General features: G+C 49.2%; 21 protein-coding genes, 1 pseudogene and 1 other annotated feature. Of the genes and pseudogenes, 6 read left to right on the top strand and 16 right to left on the bottom strand.

Features of this window, described 5'->3' with window-relative positions; all coding sequences use genetic code 11:
• Positions 1-2: 2 nt before the first annotated feature.
• The 3 genes from AC0IXI_RS03400 to tal all read right to left on the bottom strand — a co-directional run bounded on the left by AC0IXI_RS03400 (position 3) and on the right by tal (position 3,103).
• Positions 3-1,328 carry an MFS transporter gene (locus tag AC0IXI_RS03400; RefSeq protein WP_034459401.1) on the bottom strand — a complete coding sequence of 442 codons (1,326 nt, stop codon included), beginning with the start codon at positions 1,326-1,328 and terminating at the stop codon, positions 3-5.
• A gap of 123 nt (positions 1,329-1,451) precedes the next feature.
• Positions 1,452-2,039: a molybdopterin adenylyltransferase gene (mog, locus tag AC0IXI_RS03395; protein WP_064513815.1), complete on the bottom strand. Its 588-nt coding sequence runs from the start codon at positions 2,037-2,039 to the stop codon at positions 1,452-1,454.
• A gap of 110 nt (positions 2,040-2,149) precedes the next feature.
• Complete coding sequence (gene tal / locus AC0IXI_RS03390) at positions 2,150-3,103, bottom strand: transaldolase (RefSeq protein ID WP_064513817.1); 954 nt, start codon at positions 3,101-3,103, stop codon at positions 2,150-2,152.
• A 216-nt stretch (positions 3,104-3,319) separates the two neighbouring features.
• On the opposite strand from tal, the gene AC0IXI_RS03385 reads away from it, so the two are divergent.
• Positions 3,320-4,765, top strand: coding sequence for an alanine/glycine:cation symporter family protein (locus AC0IXI_RS03385; protein WP_471681923.1), 1,446 nt, complete (start codon positions 3,320-3,322; stop codon positions 4,763-4,765).
• 69 nt (positions 4,766-4,834) lie between these two features.
• The gene (yaaA, locus tag AC0IXI_RS03380; RefSeq protein WP_064513821.1) at positions 4,835-5,608 is read left to right on the top strand and encodes a peroxide stress protein YaaA; all 774 of its coding nucleotides are present in this window, start codon (positions 4,835-4,837) and stop codon (positions 5,606-5,608) included.
• A 32-nt stretch (positions 5,609-5,640) separates the two neighbouring features.
• Here yaaA and AC0IXI_RS03375 read toward each other — a convergent pair whose 3' ends face one another.
• Positions 5,641-5,937, bottom strand: a complete 297-nt coding sequence (locus AC0IXI_RS03375; RefSeq protein ID WP_064513822.1) for a DUF2502 domain-containing protein — start codon at positions 5,935-5,937, stop codon at positions 5,641-5,643.
• Between the two features lie 312 nt (positions 5,938-6,249).
• On the opposite strand from AC0IXI_RS03375, the gene AC0IXI_RS03370 reads away from it, so the two are divergent.
• Entirely contained in the window at positions 6,250-7,590 is a 1,341-nt protein-coding gene (locus tag AC0IXI_RS03370; RefSeq protein ID WP_471681922.1) for an AppA family phytase/histidine-type acid phosphatase, read from the top strand.
• Positions 7,591-7,709: 119 nt separating this feature from the next.
• Here AC0IXI_RS03370 and thrC read toward each other — a convergent pair whose 3' ends face one another.
• The 6 genes and pseudogenes from thrC to yjjY all read right to left on the bottom strand — a co-directional run bounded on the left by thrC (position 7,710) and on the right by yjjY (position 13,976).
• The gene (gene thrC / locus AC0IXI_RS03365) at positions 7,710-8,996 is read right to left on the bottom strand and encodes a threonine synthase (protein ID WP_134184679.1); all 1,287 of its coding nucleotides are present in this window, start codon (positions 8,994-8,996) and stop codon (positions 7,710-7,712) included.
• Positions 8,997-8,999: 3 nt separating this feature from the next.
• A complete protein-coding gene (gene thrB / locus AC0IXI_RS03360; protein ID WP_064513827.1) occupies positions 9,000-9,929 on the bottom strand; it encodes a homoserine kinase in 930 nt (309 codons plus the stop codon).
• A gap of 1 nt (position 9,930) precedes the next feature.
• Positions 9,931-12,393, bottom strand: a complete 2,463-nt coding sequence (gene thrA, locus AC0IXI_RS03355; protein ID WP_413499066.1) for a bifunctional aspartate kinase/homoserine dehydrogenase I — start codon at positions 12,391-12,393, stop codon at positions 9,931-9,933.
• A gap of 26 nt (positions 12,394-12,419) precedes the next feature.
• Positions 12,420-12,537 (bottom strand) — a sequence feature (Thr leader region).
• Entirely contained in the window at positions 12,476-12,544 is a 69-nt protein-coding gene (thrL, locus tag AC0IXI_RS03350; protein ID WP_072009468.1) for a thr operon leader peptide, read from the bottom strand. (Overlaps the previous feature by 62 nt.)
• A 157-nt stretch (positions 12,545-12,701) precedes the next feature.
• A complete protein-coding gene (locus AC0IXI_RS03345) occupies positions 12,702-13,430 on the bottom strand; it encodes a tRNA/rRNA methyltransferase (protein ID WP_134184683.1) in 729 nt (242 codons plus the stop codon).
• A gap of 403 nt (positions 13,431-13,833) precedes the next feature.
• Positions 13,834-13,976 (bottom strand): annotated as a pseudogene (gene yjjY / locus AC0IXI_RS03340) (YjjY family protein).
• 96 nt (positions 13,977-14,072) lie between these two features.
• Here yjjY and arcA point away from each other — a divergent pair.
• A complete protein-coding gene (gene arcA / locus AC0IXI_RS03335) occupies positions 14,073-14,789 on the top strand; it encodes a two-component system response regulator ArcA (RefSeq protein WP_034459438.1) in 717 nt (238 codons plus the stop codon).
• Positions 14,790-14,860: 71 nt separating this feature from the next.
• Here arcA and creD read toward each other — a convergent pair whose 3' ends face one another.
• The 4 genes from creD to creA all read right to left on the bottom strand — a co-directional run bounded on the left by creD (position 14,861) and on the right by creA (position 18,913).
• Complete coding sequence (gene creD / locus AC0IXI_RS03330; RefSeq protein WP_134184685.1) at positions 14,861-16,219, bottom strand: cell envelope integrity protein CreD; 1,359 nt, start codon at positions 16,217-16,219, stop codon at positions 14,861-14,863.
• 87 nt (positions 16,220-16,306) lie between these two features.
• Positions 16,307-17,734 carry a two-component system sensor histidine kinase CreC gene (gene creC / locus AC0IXI_RS03325; RefSeq protein ID WP_413499069.1) on the bottom strand — a complete coding sequence of 476 codons (1,428 nt, stop codon included), beginning with the start codon at positions 17,732-17,734 and terminating at the stop codon, positions 16,307-16,309.
• Positions 17,734-18,429, bottom strand: coding sequence for a two-component system response regulator CreB (gene creB / locus AC0IXI_RS03320; protein ID WP_134184689.1), 696 nt, complete (start codon positions 18,427-18,429; stop codon positions 17,734-17,736). Before creB ends, creC begins: the two co-directional genes overlap by 1 nt.
• Before the next feature lie 13 nt (positions 18,430-18,442).
• Positions 18,443-18,913 carry a protein CreA gene (creA, locus tag AC0IXI_RS03315; RefSeq protein WP_034459446.1) on the bottom strand — a complete coding sequence of 157 codons (471 nt, stop codon included), beginning with the start codon at positions 18,911-18,913 and terminating at the stop codon, positions 18,443-18,445.
• A gap of 207 nt (positions 18,914-19,120) precedes the next feature.
• Between creA and robA the strand changes: the two genes are divergently transcribed.
• Positions 19,121-19,990, top strand: coding sequence for an MDR efflux pump AcrAB transcriptional activator RobA (robA, locus tag AC0IXI_RS03310; RefSeq protein WP_064513839.1), 870 nt, complete (start codon positions 19,121-19,123; stop codon positions 19,988-19,990).
• On the opposite strand, the gene gpmB is transcribed toward robA, so the two are convergent.
• Positions 19,991-20,638 carry a 2,3-diphosphoglycerate-dependent phosphoglycerate mutase GpmB gene (gene gpmB, locus AC0IXI_RS03305; protein ID WP_134184691.1) on the bottom strand — a complete coding sequence of 216 codons (648 nt, stop codon included), beginning with the start codon at positions 20,636-20,638 and terminating at the stop codon, positions 19,991-19,993. It lies immediately after the preceding gene.
• 51 nt (positions 20,639-20,689) lie between these two features.
• On the opposite strand from gpmB, the gene yjjX reads away from it, so the two are divergent.
• The gene (yjjX, locus tag AC0IXI_RS03300) at positions 20,690-21,205 is read left to right on the top strand and encodes an inosine/xanthosine triphosphatase (protein WP_064513843.1); all 516 of its coding nucleotides are present in this window, start codon (positions 20,690-20,692) and stop codon (positions 21,203-21,205) included.
• Here the strand turns inward: yjjX and trpR are convergent.
• Positions 21,202-21,531, bottom strand: coding sequence for a trp operon repressor (gene trpR, locus AC0IXI_RS03295; RefSeq protein ID WP_064513845.1), 330 nt, complete (start codon positions 21,529-21,531; stop codon positions 21,202-21,204). The genes yjjX and trpR overlap by 4 nt on opposite strands.
• Positions 21,532-21,552 lie beyond the last annotated feature (21 nt).

The raw sequence follows: 21,552 nt of genomic DNA, 5'->3' as shown, positions 1-21,552 counted from the left end.
TTTTATGAATGTTGCAGCGGCCTTTCAACCACCTTATCTTCATGCGTTAAATCTTTGCGCAACCAAATCCCCAATCCCAGCCCAACCATTGCCAGTGCCAGTACATACCAGGCAGGTCCCATTGGTGATATGGCAGACAACATCGTGACAAAGATTGGCGTCAGGCCACCAAAAATGGCATACGACATATTGTAAGAGAACGAGATACCGCTAAAACGCACTTCCGCCGGGAACGCTCGCACCATCACAAACGGCACTGCCCCCACAACCCCAACGCTCAAACCAGCAAGCCCATAGAATAAGAAAAGATATTCAGGATAAATTGCCGTCAGGTGATAGAACATCCAACTGCACACAGCCAATAGTAAGCTGCCGAAAGTAAAGGTTTTGCTGGCACCGATACGGTCAATAATCAGCCCAGCCAGAATACAACCAATGCACAACATTACGATGGCGATACTGTTCGCCTGAAGCGTCAACGCGGGTGCAATACCCAACTGTTTTTGCAGCCAGGTTGGCGCCATCAAAATGACCACCACAATCCCCGCTGACAACAACCAGGTCAGCAGCATCGAAATCACGACCGCTTTTTTATGGTTTGCGATGACAGATTTCAACGGCAACTCTTCCGCCAGTGCTTTGCGTTGCTGCATCTCAAGGAAGATGGGAGTTTCTTGCAACCAGCGGCGCAAATACATTGCCACCAGGCCGAAAATCCCACCGAGGAAGAACGGTATACGCCAGCCGCCATCGTGAATTGCCTGCTGGGTCATCGAGGTATTAATGATGGTAGCAACTACAGACCCCAACAAAATACCGGCAGTTAAACCAGCAGTTAAGGTGCCACATGCAATACCAATACGTTTATAGGGAACGTGTTCTGCGACAAATACCCATGCTCCGGGCACTTCACCACCGATTGCCGCGCCCTGAAGCACACGCATCAGAAGTAGCAATATAGGTGCCGCGATACCGAGTGTTTCATAGGTTGGCAGCATCCCTATCGCAAGCGTTGGCAGCGCCATCAGTAAAATGCTCAAGGTGAACATTTTTTTACGACCAACCAGGTCGCCGAAGTGCGCCATGATGATTCCACCCAGCGGACGAGCCAGATAGCCTGCAGCAAAGATACCAAAAGTTTGTAGCTGACGAAGCCACTCGGGAATATCGGCCGGGAAAAAAAGCGCTCCAACGACGGTGGCAAAAAAGACGAAAATGATGAAGTCGTAGAACTCTAGCGCACCACCCAAAGCGGCAAGGGTCAGGGTTTTGTAATCCTGACGATTCAGGGGCCTGGTGCGATGTGTTGAATTGAGTTGTTGTGCCATAAGAGCCTGCTTCCAGAGTGAGTGTGGTTATTAGTTTCCATTTTGCTGTAAAGCAAATTCACTATAACGAACCACACTCCACATACCAGAGTGACTACATCTTATACCGCAAACAACTTGGTTTTAGGAGTTTGTATCGCGAATGGCACTTTTAGGGCGAAAAGCTGCTACCACAGAGCTATCCGTCTCAATGTAAGGTCCATCTAATAACTGTATACAATACGGTACACTTGCGAAAATACCCGACACTACCACCTTGTTGTCAGCATCTTTTACGCCTTCCAGGGTTTCCTGAATTGACTTCGGCTGCCCAGGTAAATTCAGAATGAGTGCCTGCTTGCGAATCACTCCAACCTGGCGTGAAAGAATTGCCGTCGGCACAAAGTGCAGGCTTATCTGGCGCATCTGCTCGCCAAAGCCAGGCATTACACGATCCGCAACCGCAAGCGTTGCATCAGGAGTGACATCGCGGCGTGCAGGGCCTGTGCCGCCAGTGGTTAACACCAAATGACATGCCATTTCATCCACCAGCTCACACAGCGCCTGCTCAATAAGCGGTTGTTCATCAGGGATTAAGCGCGTTTCAATTTGGAAAGGAGTCGTTATGGTGCGCTCCAGCCAGTCAACAAGCGCCGGAATGCCTTTATCTTGATATACACCGCTCGAAGCGCGGTCGGAGATGGAAACTAAGCCAATGCGTAAGGTATTCATATCATTCCCGGAGATTCAAAACTTAACGGAATGATACACGGTGGAGGGAGCAGCAGACAGAGGTGAAACACTAAAAAGCGTGGCAGGGCGGAGCCTGCCACACGTAATGATTACAGCAGGTCGCCGATCATTTTTTCCAGTTTTTCCTGGTCGATAGCAAACTTACGGATGCCGTCAGCCAGTTTATCAACTGCCATTGGATCCTGGTTGTGGCTCCACAGGAACTGGGATTCAGTCATACGCTCTGGACGTGCTTTCACTTCACCAGTGTAAGACAGTTTACGCTCAACCGTACCTTCGCTTTCAGCCAGCTCTTTCAGCAGAGCAGGTGCGATGGTCAGACGGTCACAACCAGCCAGTTCGATGATTTCACCCAGGTTACGGAAGCTTGCGCCCATAACCACGGTTTCATAGCCGTGTTCTTTGTAGTACTGGTAGATTTCAGAAACAGAAACCACACCTGGATCTTCATGCGGTGCGTACTCTTTCTTATCAGTGTTCGTTTTGTACCAGTCGAGGATACGACCCACGAATGGAGAAATCAGGAACACACCTGCTTCAGCACAAGCACGCGCCTGAGCGAAGGAGAACAGCAGAGTCAGGTTACAGTTGATGCCTTCTTTTTCCAACTGCTCAGCAGCACGGATGCCCTGCCAGGTAGAAGCCAGTTTGATCAGGATACGGTCGTTGCTGATACCCGCATCGTTGTACATTTTAATCAGACGTTTTGCTTTAGTGATGCTGGCATCGGTGTCATAAGACAGACGCGCATCAACTTCAGTAGAAATACGACCTGGGATCAGTTTCAGGATTTCCAGACCAATATTCACCGCCAGCTTGTCAGTCGCATCCACAACCTGTTGTGCATGATCGCTGCTCTGCTCGCGCGCCCACGCAATCGCATCGTCAATCAGTTTGCGATATTCAGGGATTTGCGCAGCGTTCAGGATCAGAGATGGGTTAGTGGTGGCATCTTGCGGTTGATACAGCTTCATTGCCGCAATATCCCCGGTGTCCGCAACTACTGTGGTTAGCTGACGCAGGGAGGTCAATTTATCCGTCATGATAGTGTTTCTCATTAGATGTAACTTGTTAGGGGGATGTAACCGGTCTGGCTTGATGATATCACGACGCAATTCAGGTGCAACCGCAGCAACACATCGGCAGGAACTGAACGCGAAAGTGATAAATACCGTGTATTATTTGCCTGCAATCTAAAGGATCATGCGCGACCACCGCGCATTAGCTGTGCTCGCAACGCATGCAAACGAGGGATGTTAATGGCAGATTTTTTTCTGTTTATCAATGAGATACTATGGGGTTCTATCCTCATTTATTTGTTAGTCGGCGCAGGCCTTTGGTTCACCTGGCGCTGTGGTTTTGTACAATTCCGCTATTTGACCCAGCTTCGAAGCATAATTCTGGCGAATAAAAATAAAGATTCTTCCGGAATATCCTCATTTCAGGCGCTTTGCACAAGCCTCGCTGCACGTGTAGGTAGCGGTAATCTTTCTGGCGTGGCGCTTGCTCTTACACTCGGTGGCCCTGGTGCTATTTTCTGGATGTGGGTCGTAGCCATGCTCGGAATGGCGACCTCTTTTGCCGAATGCACCCTTGCCCAACTTTATAAAACACGCGATATCGAAGGCAATTATCGCGGTGGCCCGGCGTGGTATATGGAACGTGGGCTGGGAATGCGCTGGATGGGGGTGATGTTCTCCATCTTTCTGATGATAGCCTTTGGTTTGATCTTCAATGCGGTGCAAGCGAACTCCATCGCCAATGCCGTGAATAACGCTTTCGGCATTCCCAAAACCTGGATTGGCATCGGGCTTGTTGTCTTAACAGCTGGTGTTATTTGGGGTGGAATGCGTGGCACCGCGCGCGTCGCCCAATGGTTGGTTCCGTTTATGGCGCTTATCTGGGTGTTGATGAGCCTGGTCGTCATGGCAATGAATATTGAGCGTTTACCTGAAGTGGTTTCGCTGGTGTTCAAAAGCGCATTCGGCTGGCAAGAAGCGGCATCAGGCGCTCTTGGATTCACTATTAGTCAGGCAATCACCACAGGTTTTCAGCGCGGTATGTTTTCTAACGAAGCGGGCATGGGTTCTTCACCTAACGCTGCAGCCGCTGCCGCGACATGGCCGCCACATCCCGCATCACAAGGGTTGGTGCAGATGTTTGGTGTGTTGATTGATACAATAATCATCTGTTCAGCCACCGCCGGGATTATCCTGTTTTCGGGCATTCTGGATACGGCAAGTCCTGACATGAACGGCATAATGCTGGTACAACAAGCACTGAGTAGTGTAGTGGGGTCGTGGGGAACTGGATTCATCGCAATCATTGTTATGCTGTTTGCATTCACATCGATTGTCGCCAACTATGCCTATGCAGAAAACAACCTTCTTTTTTTACAACAAAAAAGCCCTTTTGCTACTGTGTTATTCCGTTGCCTGGCACTGGTAATGGTGATGTTTGGCACTCTTTCTCCATTGCCATTAGTCTGGCAAATGGCAGACGTAGCAATGGCGTTTATGGCTGTCACTAACCTCACGGCAATTCTGCTGCTTTCGCCTATCGCCCGCGATCTCAGTATCGATTACCTGCGGCAGTTAAAATTAGGTAAAACACCCGTTTTCGACCCAAATCGCTTTCCGGAAATTAAAAGCCAGCTGGCACCGGGTATCTGGGACAATCCGGAACCACCTGAAACCAGGCGCTAATCGCAACCATCGGCTAATACTTTCAGTAAATTTGCTAAAGTAGTGGGCATTAATCGGCAAGGAACAGATATGCTAATTCTAATTTCACCTGCAAAAACACTGGATTATCAAAGCGACCTCCCTACCGATCGCTACACACAGCCCGAGTTGCTGGACTATTCTCAGCAACTGATTGCCGTGGCGCGTAAACTTAGCGCCCCGCAAATCTCCTCCCTGATGCATATCAGCGACAAACTGGCATCCCTGAACGAAACCCGTTTTAACGAATGGCACCCGGAATTCACCCCTCAAAATGCGCGTCAGGCGATTCTGGCGTTTAAAGGTGATGTTTATACAGGTTTGCAGGCTGAAGAGTTTAGCGATGCAGATTTCGAGTTCGCACAGCAGCATTTACGGATGCTTTCCGGATTGTACGGCGTATTACGCCCACTTGATCTAATGCAGCCGTATCGTTTGGAGATGGGTATTAAGCTTGAGAACCCGCAGGGTAAAGATCTGTATCATTTCTGGGGTGACACCATCACCGAGAAACTGAATCAGGCGCTGGAAGCTCAGGGTGACAATGTTGTGATTAACCTGGCTTCAGATGAATACTACAAATCGGTAAAACCGAAAAAGCTCAATGCAGAAATCTACAAGCCGGTGTTCCTTGATGAGAAGAATGGCAAATTTAAAGTCATTAGTTTCTATGCCAAGAAAGCCCGTGGCCTGATGAGCCGCTACATCATTCAAAATCGCCTGACTAAACCTGAGCAACTCACGGGCTTTAACACAGACGGCTATTTCTTCGATGAAACAATGTCGAGTAAGAATGAATTAGTGTTTAAACGCCACGAGCAGTAAAACAAAACGCCAGCGCAATGCTGGCGTTTTGTTTAGTGATGTTTGTATTGGCCATAGTGGTTGCCGTTATCGTGATGGTCCTTATCATGGTGGTCATGATCATGGCGCTCGTCATGATGGTCATGCGGATGCCATCTGTTATCACGCCATTCATAGTGGTCGTTCCACCAGCCCCGGTCCCGCCAGTGGCCGCCGTCCCAGTAATTACCGCCCCGATCCTGGTCGCCAATTTGCAGCTTCACCGCTGGAATTAGCGTAATTTCTGAAGCCTGTGCAGCCAGCGGAGCCACGACCAGAATCGACAAGGCCAGAATAATTGATTTCAACATAAGTTACTCCTTACTGCATTCGTGCCCGTTATGGGTTACTGAAGCCAGCATATGCCGAATAATACCGCCTTGTTATTCTCTGCAATCCTAATCTCTCATCGTGCGCATTTAATGGGAATTCCTACATTTTCCCTCCTTGTTTCCTGCACAATTCCTCCATGATTCTGGTCACTAAATTCATATGCCTGCGTGGATTTTCTTTTGTGGACTAATACAACAACGAGACGAACTCGACGTTACCCCTTTGCTTCTGGAGTATATTTGTCGAACTGAAGATCCAGCTTTAACACGCCAAAAATAAAGAGGCTGTAGATGACAATACCTGCGTTTAAACGCCAAAAACTGAGGCTTCACCCTGGTCTGTTCGTAGCACTGAGCGCCATATTTTCATTAGGCTCGACGGCATATGCCAACGACACTCCAGCTTTAGGCTACCAGGTTGAAAAAGTGGTTATCCTCAGCCGCCACGGTGTGCGAGCCCCCACCAAAATGACACAGACCATGCGCGACGTAACACCCAATACCTGGCCCGAATGGCCAGTAAAACTGGGTTATATCACGCCACGCGGTGAGCATCTGATTAGCCTGATGGGCGGGTTTTATCGCGAGAAGTTTCAACAACAGGGCATTTTATCGCAGGAAAATTGCCCTACACCGAATTCAGTTTACGTCTGGGCAGATGTCGATCAACGCACGCTTAAAACGGGCGAAGCTTTCCTGGCAGGACTTGCCCCGCAATGTGGTTTAACTATTCACCACCAACAGAATCTTGAAAAAGCCGATCCGCTGTTCCATCCGGTGAAAGCGGGCACCTGTTCAATGGATAAAACTCAAATCCAACAGGCCGTTGAAAAAGAAGCTCAAACGCCCATTGAGAATCTGAACCAGCGCTATATTCCCTCTCTGGCCTTGATGAACAGGGCTCTCAACTTTTCGACGTCTGCCTGGTGTCAGAAACACAGCGCGGATAAAAGCTGTGATTTAGCGCAATCCATGCCGAGCAAGCTGTCGATAAAAGATAATGGCAACAAAGTCGCTCTCGACGGGGCCATTGGCCTTTCGTCTACGCTTGCTGAAATTTTCCTACTGGAATATGCCCAAGGGATGCCGCAAGCGGCGTGGGGGAATATTCATTCAGAGCAAGAGTGGGCGTCGCTATTGAAACTGCATAACACCCAGTTTGATTTGATGGCGCGCACACCTTACATCGCCGCACATAACGGAACGCCTTTATTACAGACCATCAGCAATGCGCTGGAGCCGAAAGCCGACGTAAGCAAACTACCTGATATCTCACCTGACAATAAGATCCTGTTTATTGCCGGGCACGATACTAATATTGCCAATATCGCAGGCATGCTCAACATGCGCTGGACGCTACCTGGGCAACCCGATAATACCCCTCCGGGCGGCGCTTTAGTCTTTGAGCGTTTGGCCGATAAGTCAGGGAAACAATACGTTAGCGTGAGCATGGTGTATCAGACACTCGTGCAGTTACGCGCTCAAACACCGCTTAGCCTTAAGGAACCCGCAGGAAGTGTGCAGCTAAAAATTCCTGGCTGTAGTGACCAAACGGCTGAAGGATATTGCCCGCTGCCAACATTCAAACGCGTGGTTAGCCAAAGCGAAGAACCGGGCTGCCAATTGCAGTAGCAGAGAGAAAAACTGGCTACTGCACATAAGCTTTTACTCCGATATACGAAAAGAAAAAGCCGCTTGCGGTTAAGCAAGCGGCTTTACTGAGTATCGTTGCCTTATAAACGGAAAGACAATTACGCTTTGTTCATCATCAATTCGCGCAGCGCGGCAAAATCGGCTGGTAGATTATGGGAGAGCAGCGGTAAGTCAGCACGCTCAGCAAGTTCTGCAGGCAGCGGCAGAGTTTCGCCCAGAATCTCTTCCACGCTCTCTTTAAACTTCGCTGGATGCGCCGTTCCCAGGAACAGGCCGTATTCGCCCGGCTGGAGCTGGTCACGCAGCGCACGGTAAGCAATGGCAGCGTGTGGTTCAGAAACATAACCCACCGCTTTCAGCTCTTGCATGGTGGCTTTGGTGGTTTCGTCAGTCACTGTCGCATAACCCAGATCGGTCAAACGCCAGGTTTTACGGCGGAACAACTCTTCCACGCGCGGCCAGTTGTTTGGCTGGCTGACATCCATGGCGTTAGAAAGCGTCGCCACAGTCTTTTTCGGGGTCCATTCGCCGTTAGCTAAGAAGCGTGGAACGGTATCGTTCGCATTGGTCGCCGCAATAAAACGCTTGATTGGTAGGCCGAGTGATTTTGCCAGCAGGCCCGCAGTCAAATCACCAAAGTTACCGCTTGGTACGGAAACCACTAACTGGTTACGCGCTTCCTGAGGCAGTTGAGCAACCGCTTCAAAGTAATAGCAAATCTGCGCCAGCAAACGGCTGATGTTGATGGAGTTGGCAGAGTTTAACCCCAGCGCCACTTTCAGCTCTTCATCATCAAACGCTTGTTTCACCAGCGCCTGGCAGGCATCAAAATCACCGTCGATTGCGACAGTTTCAATGTTACCGCCAAGCGTGCAGAACAGTTTTTCCTGCAGCGGGCTGATTTTGCCACGCGGGTACAAAATCACCACACGCACGTTTTTCAGTCCATAAAATGCATGGGCAACCGCAGCACCAGTATCACCAGACGTTGCAGTCAGAATCGTAACCGGCTTGTCACCGCTGATATGCGTCAGCATCTGCGCCATAAAGCGCCCGCCGAAATCCTTAAATGCCAGAGTTGGGCCATGGAACAGCTCAAGACAGCCGATGTCCGGTTCAACGCTTTTAACTGGTGCAGGGAAGGCGAAGGCCGCACGCACGCGCTCTTCGAGGATTTCCTGCGGAATTTCATCACCGAGGAAGGCAGACAGAACTTTGCTGCTGCGGGAGACGAAATCCATCTTCAGCATTTCGTCGATTTCTGTCAGTTCAAATTCCGGCAAATCATGTGGAAAAAACAGCCCTTGCTGCTTACCCAACCCTTGCACAATCGCCTGGGCAAAATTGACCTGCTCGTTATGATCTTTAAGGTTATACAGTTTCATGCGTTATCCCAGAACTCGTGCGCCCGCCGTATCCAGACGGCAAATATGTACAAAACCTTCCTGGTTCTGCAAATAGTGTTGGCTGAGCCAGTCAGCCACGCGTTGTGCGGTATCAGTGTTATCGCACAACGCAAAGAGAGTTGGACCGGAACCCGAAATACCACTCGCCAGCGCACCAATATCTGCAGCAGCCTGGCGTGCCTCGTTAAAGCGCGGCAGCAATTTAGCGCGATAAGGCTCAGCAATCACATCACGCATCAGTTTTGCCGCAAGTTGTGGCTGGCGGGTGTGGCATGCGTGAATGAAGCCCGCCAGATGACGACCGTGGCTAATACAATCCTGGCGGCGATAAAGCGCCGGTAGAATGGCTCGTGCTTCTGCGGTAGAGACTTTAATCCCCGGATACGCCAGCACCCAAAGCCATTCATCAAAACCCGGTACAGACTGGCTGATGATGCCATTTTCTTCAATCATCAGCTGCATGCCACCGAGGAAACACGGCGCTACGTTATCATAATGAACGCTGCCTGAAATGCGCCCTTCCAGCTCGCCCATCAAGCTCAGTAAACGCGTATCGCTCAATGGTTTGCCGCAGTATTCATTCATCGCCATCAGGCCTGCGACCACTGAACAAGCGCTGGAACCGAGGCCGGAACCAATCGGCATGCTCTTTTCCAGAGTCATCTTCACGGGAATATTCTTGCCGATTTCCTGGCAGAAGCGCTCCCAGCACTGATAAACGATGTTTTCGCGCGGCTCGTCTGGCAATTTGCTGGCGAAGCGCCCGATGTTGTTCAAACTAAAAGTGTCTGCCGCTTCGACAGTCACGTAATCCCCAAGCAGCGAGCCATCTATCGGCGATACGGCCGCGCCCAGAACATCAAACCCGACGCTCATATTGGCACTGGAAGCCGGGGCGTATACTTTAACCATCTTAAACTCCTAACTTCCATGACAAAGTGCGCAATAAGTCGGCGAAAACACCGGCAGCAGTAACATCATTCCCTGCTCCGTAGCCACGCAGGACTAACGGCAAAGGCTGGTAATAATGGCTGTAGAAGGCCAACGCATTTTCGCCATTTTTAACTTTATACAATGGGTCGTTGCCATCCACCGCATCAATTTTAACTTTACAGCTACCGTCTTCTTCAATCACGCCAACATAACGCAGCACTTTTCCTTCATCACGGGCTTTTGCAACTCGCGCAGAGAACTCATCATCCAACTGCGGTAAACGTGACATAAATGACTCGACATCACCTGTAGAATCAAATGACTCCGGTAATACTGGCTCAATGATGATATCCGAAAGCTCAAAATTACTGCCGGTTTCACGCGCCAGAATTAATAGCTTACGCGCCACATCCATACCAGAGAGATCATCACGCGGATCGGGTTCGGTATACCCCATTTCACGGGCAACTTTGGTGGCTTCTGAAAGGCTCATGCCCTCGTCCAGCTTGCCAAAAATAAACGACAGGGAACCCGAAAGAACGCCGGAGAAACGCTGTAACTCGTCACCCGCATTCAGCAGGTTTTGCAGGTTTTCGATAACCGGCAAACCCGCACCTACGTTGGTGTCATAAAGGAACTTACGGCGCGATTTTGCCGCCGCGTTACGCATCTGGTGGTAGTAATTCATGGTGGAAGTGTTCGCCTTTTTATTCGGCGTCACCACGTGGAAACCCTCACCAAGGAAATCAGCATACTGGTCAGCAACTGCCTGGCTGGAGGTACAGTCAACAATGACCGGGTTCAACAGGTGATACTCTTTTACCAGACGAATCAGGCGGCCAAGGTTGAGCGGCTCTTTCGCCTGGGCCAACTCTTCCTGCCAGTTATCCAGATTCAGGCCGTGAATATTGGTGAGCAGCGCTTTCGAATTCGCAATACCACATACACGCAGGTCAATATGCTTCTGCTTCAGCCACGCCTGTTGACGTTTCACCTGCTCAACCAGTGCAGCACCCACGCCACCGACGCCAATCAGGAACACTTCGATAACCTGATCGGTATTGAATAGCATCTGGTGAGTCACACGCACACCTGTGGTGGCATCATCATTGCTGACCACAACCGAGATAGAACGCTCTGAAGAGCCCTGTGCGATGGCGACGATATTGATGTTGGCGCGGGCAAGGGCTGCGAAGAACTTAGCGGAAATACCGCGCAAAGTACGCATCCCATCCCCGACGACAGAGATAATGGCCAGATGCTCCATGATCGCCAGTGGTTCAAGCAGACCTTCTTTGAGTTCGAGATAGAACTCATCATCCATCGCACGTCGCGCACGTACGCAATCCGCCTGCGGCACACAGAAGCTGATGCTGTATTCAGAGGATGACTGAGTAATCAACACCACCGAAATTCCAGCTCGAGACATAGCAGCAAAGACGCGTGCCGCCATACCAACCATGCCTTTCATCCCTGGGCCTGAAACGTTAAACATCGCCATATTATTCAGGTTAGTGATGCCTTTAACCGGCAGGTCATCTTCATCACTCTCTGCACCAATTAAAGTGCCTGGCGCTTGCGGGTTACCAGTATTTTTAATCAGACAAGGGATTTGGAATTGAGCAATTGGGGAAATAGTACGTGGATGAAGAACTTTGGCGCCGAAGTAAGAAAGCTCCATGGCCTCCTGATACGACATCGATTTTAAAAGCCTTGCATCCGGTACCTGACGTGGGTCGCAAGTATAAACGCCATCAACATCAGTCCAGATCTCACAACAATCTGCACGTAAACACGCAGCCAACACGGCCGCTGAATAGTCAGAGCCATTACGACCCAGAACGACTAACTCACCTTTATCGTTCCCGGCAGTAAAGCCCGCCATCAGGATCATATGGTCTGCCGGAATACGGCTGGCAGCAATGCGACGAGTGGACTCAGTAATATCTACAGTAGACTCAAGGTAATGCCCAACAGCGAGAAGTTTTTCTACCGGATTGATAACCGTCACATTGTGACCGCGAGCTTTAAGCAATTCAGCCATAATAGCGATAGAGAGCTTTTCGCCACGGCAGATGATAGCGGCGTTGATGCTGTCCGGACATTGCCCCAAAAGGCTAATCCCGTGCAGAACATGCTTCAGCTGCGCAAACTCCTTCTCAACAAATCCCTTGAGCTGCACGACAGGGAAACCCGGCTGTGCATCTGCGAGACCATTCAGAAGTTCGCTGAAAATGCGTTCTGCATCGCTGATATTCGGTAAGGCATCCTGGCCGCCAATTGTTTTTTCAATCATGGCAACGAGGTGATTGGTAATTTTCGCCGGGGCAGACAGCACGGTCGCAACCTGCCCCTGTTTGGCATTACTTTCCAGGATATCGGCAACACGCAGAAAACGCTCCGCATTTGCCACTGAAGTACCACCGAATTTCAACACTCGCATTTATTATTACCCTTGAGTTTTTAGTCCAAAAAAAAGCCCGCACTGTTTAGGTGCGGGCTTTTTTCGTTTTTCCTGGTATGCGTCAGCCCGCACCGTTACCTGTGGTAATGGTGGTTGTAATAATTGTTGTCATTGGGCTGATGCGAATCATGGATGTTGTGTGCTCGTAATATGATTTACCTATATTGACTAAAGTATCCGACGGCCTAAGTCAATTTATTTTTAATTTTACCACTGTTAGTGGCACAGCTTTTGAACGCTGAAAAAGCAGCAAAAACCGCGCTTATTACGCTGAAAAAATGGGGGAATTACACCCCATCCTCACTGCTATTAAAGCAGTTTACAGCATTATTCTCTGGCAGTTTTTTTTCGATATCATGCAGCAAACGGTGCAACATTGCCGTATCTCGCTGCGCTAACAAGCCAAGACGCTGCTGTAACCAATCAACCATTTTTTGGTCGCTGCTCGCCTCAACACGCTCAAGCAAAGCAGTGAGACGAGAACGCAATGCGCTTAGCTGTTTAGCATCCACCACATCATGTTCTGGCGCAGGGAGCTGCATAAGCGCTGACAGTTGATAACAGTAGACCATTACAGCCTGACCAAGATTAAGCGATGGATAATCCGCAACCATTGGTACGCCGGTCAGAACATCCGCCAGTTCGAGTTCTTCATTGGTCAGCCCCGAATCTTCACGGCCAAACACCAGTGCCGCAGTCCCTACCCAGGTACGCTTTTCTTCAAGTAATGGAACCAATTGTTGCGGTGTGGCGTAGTAATGAAATTTAGCGCGGCTGCGGGCAGTGGTTGCAATCGTAAAATCGACATCATGCAAGGCTTCCGCCAGCGTATTAAAATGCTGTGCATTATCGAGCACATCGCCAGAACCATGCGCGACCCAGCGTGCCTCAGGTTGTCGATCGGCTTCGCTATCAACTACACGCAATTCAGCAAATCCCATGGTCTTCATCGCTCGGGCTGCTGCACCAACATTTTCAGCTCTGGCGGGTGCGACCAGAATAATTATAAAACGCATTAAAACTCTCTTTAAAAAAAGTGCCCGTTATTGGACATTCACAAGTTTCAAATGATAATACGCATCAAAAATTTACATTAAAGCAACATTCATATATAAAATGTATGTAATGCGAATCATAAGCACCTTGAATACATATTGGTGGTTTGACCAGCAAGAAAACATGCAATAAACAGCATTATCTAATTGTTTTTAATGGTAAAAAAACAACATTAACACCATCATCAATCTGATTTATGTTCTTTACTAATCAATTCATGTAACTATATATATTATTAAAATATTGTGATGGAATGTGGCAAAACGCTACGATGATTTCATCAAACTGTTAACGTGCTACAATTGAATTTGATATATGTCAACGAAGCGTAGTTTTATCAGATGTCTAAAGCGGTCCTGCCTGTTATGTTGCTGTTAAAATGGTATAGGATAACAACCGTTTTTGACACCGTCGGGTCCAGAGGGAAAAGTGCCCACGACCAAGCTAATGATGTTGTTGACGTTGATGGAAAGTGCATCAAGAACGCAATTACGTACTTTAGTCATGTTACGCCCAGCATGTTAATTTTTGGCATGTATTAGGCAGGTCAGGGACTTTTGTACTTCCTGTTTTGATTTAGTTGGCAATTTTAGGTAGCAAACATGCAGACCCCGCATATTCTTATCGTCGAAGACGAATTAGTAACACGCAACACGTTAAAGAGCATTTTTGAAGCAGAAGGTTATGATGTTTTTGAAGCGACTGATGGCGCTGAAATGCATCAAATCCTTTCCGATAATGACATCAACCTGGTCATTATGGATATCAATTTGCCAGGCAAAAATGGCCTGCTGCTCGCACGTGAATTGCGTGAGCAAGCCAATGTGGCATTGATGTTCCTGACTGGCCGCGACAACGAAGTGGATAAAATCCTTGGTCTTGAAATCGGTGCAGATGATTACATCACTAAGCCATTCAACCCACGCGAATTAACCATCCGTGCGCGCAACCTGTTGTCTCGTACTATGAACCTGGGTGCAATCAGCGAAGAACGTCGTTCCGTTGAAAGCTACAAGTTCAATGGTTGGGAATTGGATATCAACAGCCGTTCATTGGTCAGTCCAAATGGCGAGCAGTATAAGTTGCCGCGTAGCGAATTCCGCGCCATGCTGCACTTCTGTGAAAACCCAGGGAAAATTCAGTCCCGCGCTGAATTGCTGAAGAAAATGACAGGCCGTGAGCTGAAGCCACACGATCGTACCGTTGACGTCACAATTCGTCGTATTCGTAAGCATTTCGAATCGACCCCAGATACACCTGAAATCATCGCTACGATTCACGGCGAAGGTTATCGCTTCTGCGGCGATTTACAGGAATAAACCTGTAATCAAACATGAATGTGAAAGGGCGGATTTTTAATCCGCCCTTTTCTTTTGTCTCGATTATCTATCTATTTCCACAAGCGGAACCGCTCCGGATCTTCCTGGATCTCGCCATTTTCTGGCACCTGCACTTTCCTTCTCATTCCGTACCAGTCGATATTTCGTGTCAGTAACATAATGGCTGAGAGCGCTGCAAAAAGGACGCCTGTACCGAGCAGTAGAGCACTGTCTTCAGACTGCAGCAGCTGCCAGAGCACCGCATCAAGCATCAATAATCCCAGAGTAAACATCGCACTCGCTTTGCCGCTATTGAGTACAGCCTTAAGGTAAAAACCGTTAATTCCGGCACAAACCAGGCTCGCCAGCAGCCATGCTCCGTTAAATCCAATGTGCTCCGATACAGCCAGTAGAACGAGATAGAACATCACAAGCGATAGCCCAACCAGCAAATACTGCATCGGGTGAACACGCAGTCCGGTCAGTGTCTCCAGCAAGAAGAAGCTCATAAACGTCAAGCCAATCAGCAAGATGGCATATTTTACAGCGCGGTCAGTCAGTTGATATTGGTCCACCGGGTTCGCTACTGTGACGCTAAAGGCTGGCAGACGGTCGACGTCAATCAGCTGACCATCATAGAAACTGGTGTTCAAATTGTTAGCAAACCAGGTGCTTTGCCAGCTGGCGCTAAATCCACTCTCAGTGACAGTCCGCTGCTGCGGCAAAAAATCGCCCATAAATCCAGGATGCGGCCAGTTGCTGGTTAAGTTGAACTGGCTATTACGCCCAACAGGCACCACAGCAAGCTGTTTAGTTCCCATCAAATCCAGGTTAAAACGCAGCGTGAGTTTCTCATCCTGAAGACGTTTTACAGGGAGAATGGCATGTAGCCCCTGCCCTACTCCAGGCAGGTTGCTACCGGGTTCAATCGGATAAGACTCACCGTTGATATCCAATTCACCCACTTTGCCAATACCGCGTGAGTCGCCAACTGCCAGCACCACGTATGGCGTACCAATAAGAGTATCGGGACCTACCTCGTTTGAGAGCAATTGGCGATTAAACGTAGCATTTAGCGTGATAGCCGTGCGCCAGATTTGCCCCTCATAAATACCGATATGACGTGGTTCAACGGTTTGCTTCCCCACAATACTCAAGTTCTCCGGCAGGTAGTAACGAATGAACCGGCGCTCTTTCTTAATCTCTTTATTGTCTTCCATAACGGTCGTTAGCTCCGTTATGGGGATGGCGATCAGTGGACCAGTAATTGTTTGCGGGCCACTGGCACTTTGGCGCAGTGACTGTTCAACATCATCCCGATAACTGCTGCGTTCATTAACTAACGAACTCAACATATTTAATGGAATCAGCAACACCACCATACATCCTAGCAAGGTCATGACTTTCCAGAACAACGCAGATTTAAACATAATCCCCTCCATTTTTGATGGGCAGAGGATAGCGAGCGTTTGTGGGGGCTAAATGAAGTTATGTGAAGGGACGGTGAAGTGCGGGAGTTATTTTTCAGGCAATGCTAATCGAGCTTGCACACCACCTTCAGGACGATTCTCAAGAGTTATGGTTCCACGATGCAAACGTACGACTTCACGGACAAATGCCAGTCCTAAGCCACTGCTTTTTTGCCCGTTGCTGCGGGGCAATGAGTAAAAACGTTCGAATACGCGTTCTTTTGCATAATCAGGTATCCCGCTTCCTGTATCAGAAACCAGAATAGTAGTCTGTCCAATATTCTGTTCAACACTTAAAACCACCTCCCCAGCGGGTGGAGTAAAATCGAGCGCATTATCCAGCAAATTCCCAACAGCTTGCTCAAGCAAAGCTGGATCACCATCAACGGTAAGTTCTTCGGGAACATTTTTATCGATTCTTAGCAAGATTTGTTTACTGCGGGCGAGCACTTCGCGGCTTTCGCATAGCGAGGAAAATAGCACTGCCAGACTTATCGGTTGAGCCGTGATTTCAACCCGGCTTTCCAGTTTCGCCTGGCATAATAGATTATCGACCAGCTGCTGCATGCGCAGATTTTGCTGAAGAATGTTCGCAGAGAACTTCTCCACAACTTCTGGCGGCGGGCCTTCACGTAAAATTTCTGCCGCACCACGAATCGCCGCCATCGGGCTTTTCAACTCATGAGTCAGGGCATGAACGTACTGCTCTATATACGTTTTCCCTTCGAGTTTCAGCCGCATACTTTCTAGCGCCAACGCCAATTTACGCAATTCGCTACTGCCCGGTTTAGGTAGCGGTAAAGGGTGCTCGGTCGTGACCGAGTCTGCATAGCGAACCAGTTTCCCAATGGCCCGGTTAATCCACAACACAAACCCGAAACCAATCAGCAAAGCGATGCCCAGTAATGCAATGCCCGCCCACAGAATGCGCCGCTCACTGCGGCGTATAACCGGGTCCATTGCGCTGTTTGGCTTACCAACACTCAACACACCAATGATGTTTTTCCCGTCGCGCACGGGTGCGGCCACATACATCACTGTGCTTTCAGGGTTGTTAGCGTTTACCGGCGTGCTGCGTGCACCGTATTTACCCTGTAGCGTCAGCCATACATCATTCCAGCGCGAGTAATCCTCACCAGTTGCTTTGCCGCTGGAATCAAATAAAACGATGCCTTTCGTATCAGTTAGATAAACACGGTATTCATTTTTGGATTTGGTAATGCCACTGATATTGGCCTTGAAGGAGTGTTGATTAAGCCGGGAAAACGCCTGCGCGAGCTGGCCGTTTTGTGCATTTCCCACCAGCATATCGGCTTTAGCAAATTCGGCCAGTAGCGTAGCGGTATCAATTAGGGTGCCTTCCGTTGCGCGTCGAACGCCAGGCTTAACTTCCTGTAAAAAGATAGACAACACAAACCAGGCCGCAATCGCCACAATCAAAAAATAGCCCAGCAGCAGGCGCATCCCGATGCGCATTAATTAACACCAAGACTGTAGCCTAAGCCACGATGCGTGTTGATCGGTGAAAGATCGGGGTTGATCACCCGCAGTTTGGCACGCAGCGTTTTAATGTGTGTATCGACTGTGCGATCAAAACTTTCTTCGGCAGTACTCCATACCAGATCCATCAATTGTTGGCGGGAAAATACTCGACCCGGCCACTGTAAAAAAGTCTTCAGTAGCAGGTACTCGTAACGCGTCAGCAGCAATGGCTGCTGGCACCAGGAGATCTGCGCGGCCATTTCATTGAACTCGAACAGGCCAATCCGCAGGGCGCTCCCGGCTAAAGCCTGCCGTTGTTTCTGCAGGCGACGCAGCACCGTTCGCACCCTCGCGCAAACTTCACGTGGGGAAAACGGTTTGGCGATGTAATCATCAGCGCCAATCTCAAGGCCAATCAACCTATCGACTTCTTCACTGCGCGCGGTAAGAAACAGCAGCGGTAGATCCGGGTAATCAGCCAGCAGGCGGCGACATAATTCAAAGCCGTTAATATCAGGCAGGCCAACATCCAGAATAGCCAGATCCGGGCGTTCTTGATGTGCAGCGTCCAGCACAGGCAAGCCGCGATCGAAGGCACGCACGGAAAACCCCTCTTGCTGTAACGTGTAGATCAACGTATCAGCAATACTGGTTTCATCTTCAACTAACCAGATAGTGGCCTGGCTCATCGCGTGCTCCCTGTTACTTCCACGGCATAATTGGCACCGCACTCAGCGCATTTTTTGGTGAACCTTCAACCACTTTGTCGGAATACGCCAGATAGGCCAGAGTGTTACGTTTAGCATCATAAAAACGCACGACTTGCAGTTTCTTGAACACCAATGATGTCCGTTTCTGGAACACAACATCACCCTGAGTTTTACCCGCTTTAATTTTTTCGCTTAGCTCTACTGGCCCAACTTGCTGGCAAGAAATCGCCGCATCTGAAGTATCTTCTGCGAGTCCTAGCCCACCTTTAATACCACCCGTTTTTGCACGGCTTATATAGCAAGTGACGTTTTTAACATCCGGATCGTCAAATGCCTCAACAACTATCTTATGGTCAGGGCCAAACACCTTGAAAACGGTATCAACTGAGCCAATTTCTTCCGCCTGGACACCCAGTGAAATAAATAGCAACGAACTAAGCGCGACTAAAACTTTATATTTCATATTGTTACCATTAGTTAAGATTGCCTTAAGCGACTATTCACACCTTGGGCTAAAAAACCGTTAAATATCACGTTATTAATAAAATTGTTCGAATGAGTAACTGATTTTGGCACGTCTTGTTAAAAAAAACTCTGAATGTCATGCAAACAAAAAGTGCTATCATCGCCCACATTGACGGCACTCACCGTGCCAGGATGAGGATATTATATGGATCAGACAGGGATCATTCGCGATCTATTAACTTGGCTAGAAGGCCATCTGGATCAGTCACTGTCTCTTGATAATGTGGCGGCAAAAGCAGGTTATTCCAAGTGGCATCTACAACGGATGTTCAAAGATGTTACGGGTCATGCCATCGGTGCATACATCCGCGCACGTCGTTTATCAAAGTCAGCTGTGGCGTTGCGTCTAACCGCTCGACCTATCCTTGATATTGCTTTGCAGTATCGCTTTGATTCTCAGCAGACATTCACTCGCGCCTTCAAAAAGCAATTTGCCCAAACACCGGCACTCTATCGTCGCTCACCTGACTGGAGCGCTTTCGGTATGCGTCCGCCGCTGCGTTTAGATGAGTTTACTCTTCCTCAAGCGCAATTTATCACTCTGCCAAAAACACATTTGGTGGGGGTCACGCAAAGTTACAGCTGCACGCTTGAGCAAATCTCTGATTTCCGTAATGAAATGCGTATCCAGTTCTGGACACAGTTCCTCGGGAATTCTCCGACACTGCCGCGCGTATTGTATGGTCTGCATGAGCCGCGCCCAAGCATCGAGAAAGACGACGAACAAGAAGTCTTCTATACCACGGCGTTAACACCTGAAATGGCAAATGGTTTCTTACCCGACTCTCATCCGGTCAGCCTGGAAGGTGGGGATTACGTGCAGTTCGACTACGAAGGGCCGGGCACGGGTTTACAGGAGTTTATCCTGACCATTTACGGAACCTGCATGCCGTCTCTGAATCTGACTCGTCGCAAAGGCCAGGATATTGAACGCTTCTTCCCGCAAGAAGAAGCGCGTGTTCATGACCGTCCGATGCAGATCAGATGTGAGTATCTGATCCCAGTACGTCGTTAACTAACGCTGAAGTTCATCCAACGCAGGGGCATCCAGATGAGAAATGTCCCCTGCCGTTTCAACCACCCAGCCGGAAGCCAACCACGGGCTTTGCTGGTGATCAACACGGGAAATCGAACAGTTTCTTAAACGTAAGCGACGTTCAGCCCAGGCCGGTAACCCCAGAATCGTACTCACCAGGCAGCCTAACGCCATACCGTGGCTAACCAGCAATGGGCGACTGCCAGCGGGTAAATCCAGGCAAGCATTCAAAGCCGCGTGCATACGCTCACTCATCTCGAGCATGCTTTCCCCTTCGGGAATACGCCCATCAGCAGTGCCATTAACTAACTGACGACGCCAACTCTCTTCTTCTTCGCTTAGCGTGTCCAGATTACGGCGTTCTAGCACGCCCATATCCAGCTCACGTAAACGCGCATCCAGCGTGACATCCACACCACATGCCTGCGCAATTATCTCAGCGGTGCGGCGCGTGCGCCCCAAATCACTGGCAATCACATGAGTAATGCCTAGCGTTTTAACCCGCTCGGCCACCTGCTCGGCCTGGCGTTCTCCTTTTTCAGTCAGCGCACTGTCTGACTGGCCCTGAATGCGGCGTTGCGCATTCCACTGCGTTTCGCCGTGGCGAACAAGGTATACCTGTAACATGCGTTTTTTCCGTTATACTGCGGCAACAATTTCTTGAGAGTTTCACTGATTATGTACCATGTCGTCTGCGCAACAACTAATCCAGCCAAAATTCAGGCAATTCACCAGGCATTCGACGATATCTATGGGGAGGGATGCTGCCATATTGAACCCGTCGCCGTCGATAGTGGTGTGCCTGAACAGCCATTTGGAAACCATGAAACGCGAACTGGCGCACGATGCCGAATTATGAACGCCCGTCAGGTGCGTCCGGAAGCTGATTTTTGGGTGGCAGTTGAGGCAGGAATTGATGATGACAGTACATTCAGTTGGGTAGTGATTGAAAACCAAAATAAGCGTGGCGAAGCCCGTTCAGCAACGCTCCCACTTCCCACCATCATTCTTGAAAAAGTACGTGCAGGCGAAGCGTTAGGGCCTGTGATGTCTGCCTATACCGGTATCGATAAAATTGGCCGTAAAGAGGGTGCGATTGGCGTGTTTACCGCCGGGAAATTGACTCGCAGTAGCGTTTACCACCAGGCGGTTATTCTGGCGTTGAGCCCATTTCATAACGACGTTTATCGTTAACCTTTAGCGCTCAATAATTCCTGCTCCAGCCATGCACGCAGCTCTGGTGGAGCAGATTTCAAGCTATTTGAACCACGGGTAATAGTCGCAATCCCCGCACCTAGTTCATTTTTAAGCTCACGCTGACTCATCTCGCCGCGCAGTAACTCTTCGACAATTCTGACACGAGTCCCAAGGGCTGTGCGTTCGTCTGGTGTCAGTAGCAACATCAACAACGGCATATGCAACTGCTTATCGAACGATTGCTGTAGTAACTCCACAAAGCGGAGCCACTCTTGATTGCTTTGTTCGGCATGTTCTGCCGAGTATTGAGAGTGCTGAGTCATGTTATGCCACCCTACTTCATA

This window comes from Buttiauxella sp. AC038, assembly GCF_979253565.1.
The sequence above is the reverse complement of the archived record's forward strand: the minus strand, read 5'-3'. Positions and strand labels throughout refer to the sequence as shown.

What these genes read in the sequence shown, in the direction of transcription:
- creD (WP_134184685.1), bottom strand. Translation starts at nt 16,219, where the DNA reads ATGTTTAAATCTGCGTTGTTCTGGAAAGTCATGACCTTGCTAGGATGT.
- gpmB (WP_134184691.1), bottom strand. Translation starts at nt 20,638, where the DNA reads ATGTTACAGGTATACCTTGTTCGCCACGGCGAAACGCAGTGGAATGCG.
- AC0IXI_RS03345 (WP_134184683.1), bottom strand. Translation starts at nt 13,430, where the DNA reads ATGCGTTTTATAATTATTCTGGTCGCACCCGCCAGAGCTGAAAATGTT.
- AC0IXI_RS03400 (WP_034459401.1), bottom strand. Translation starts at nt 1,328, where the DNA reads ATGGCACAACAACTCAATTCAACACATCGCACCAGGCCCCTGAATCGT.
- thrC (WP_134184679.1), bottom strand. Translation starts at nt 8,996, where the DNA reads ATGAAACTGTATAACCTTAAAGATCATAACGAGCAGGTCAATTTTGCC.
- yaaA (WP_064513821.1), top strand. Translation starts at nt 4,835, where the DNA reads ATGCTAATTCTAATTTCACCTGCAAAAACACTGGATTATCAAAGCGAC.
- creC (WP_413499069.1), bottom strand. Translation starts at nt 17,734, where the DNA reads ATGCGCATCGGGATGCGCCTGCTGCTGGGCTATTTTTTGATTGTGGCG.
- creB (WP_134184689.1), bottom strand. Translation starts at nt 18,429, where the DNA reads ATGAGCCAGGCCACTATCTGGTTAGTTGAAGATGAAACCAGTATTGCT.
- trpR (WP_064513845.1), bottom strand. Translation starts at nt 21,531, where the DNA reads ATGACTCAGCACTCTCAATACTCGGCAGAACATGCCGAACAAAGCAAT.
- thrB (WP_064513827.1), bottom strand. Translation starts at nt 9,929, where the DNA reads ATGGTTAAAGTATACGCCCCGGCTTCCAGTGCCAATATGAGCGTCGGG.
- AC0IXI_RS03375 (WP_064513822.1), bottom strand. Translation starts at nt 5,937, where the DNA reads ATGTTGAAATCAATTATTCTGGCCTTGTCGATTCTGGTCGTGGCTCCG.
- thrA (WP_413499066.1), bottom strand. Translation starts at nt 12,393, where the DNA reads ATGCGAGTGTTGAAATTCGGTGGTACTTCAGTGGCAAATGCGGAGCGT.
- creA (WP_034459446.1), bottom strand. Translation starts at nt 18,913, where the DNA reads ATGAAATATAAAGTTTTAGTCGCGCTTAGTTCGTTGCTATTTATTTCA.
- robA (WP_064513839.1), top strand. Translation starts at nt 19,121, where the DNA reads ATGGATCAGACAGGGATCATTCGCGATCTATTAACTTGGCTAGAAGGC.
- AC0IXI_RS03370 (WP_471681922.1), top strand. Translation starts at nt 6,250, where the DNA reads ATGACAATACCTGCGTTTAAACGCCAAAAACTGAGGCTTCACCCTGGT.
- mog (WP_064513815.1), bottom strand. Translation starts at nt 2,039, where the DNA reads ATGAATACCTTACGCATTGGCTTAGTTTCCATCTCCGACCGCGCTTCG.
- AC0IXI_RS03385 (WP_471681923.1), top strand. Translation starts at nt 3,320, where the DNA reads ATGGCAGATTTTTTTCTGTTTATCAATGAGATACTATGGGGTTCTATC.
- tal (WP_064513817.1), bottom strand. Translation starts at nt 3,103, where the DNA reads ATGACGGATAAATTGACCTCCCTGCGTCAGCTAACCACAGTAGTTGCG.
- yjjX (WP_064513843.1), top strand. Translation starts at nt 20,690, where the DNA reads ATGTACCATGTCGTCTGCGCAACAACTAATCCAGCCAAAATTCAGGCA.
- arcA (WP_034459438.1), top strand. Translation starts at nt 14,073, where the DNA reads ATGCAGACCCCGCATATTCTTATCGTCGAAGACGAATTAGTAACACGC.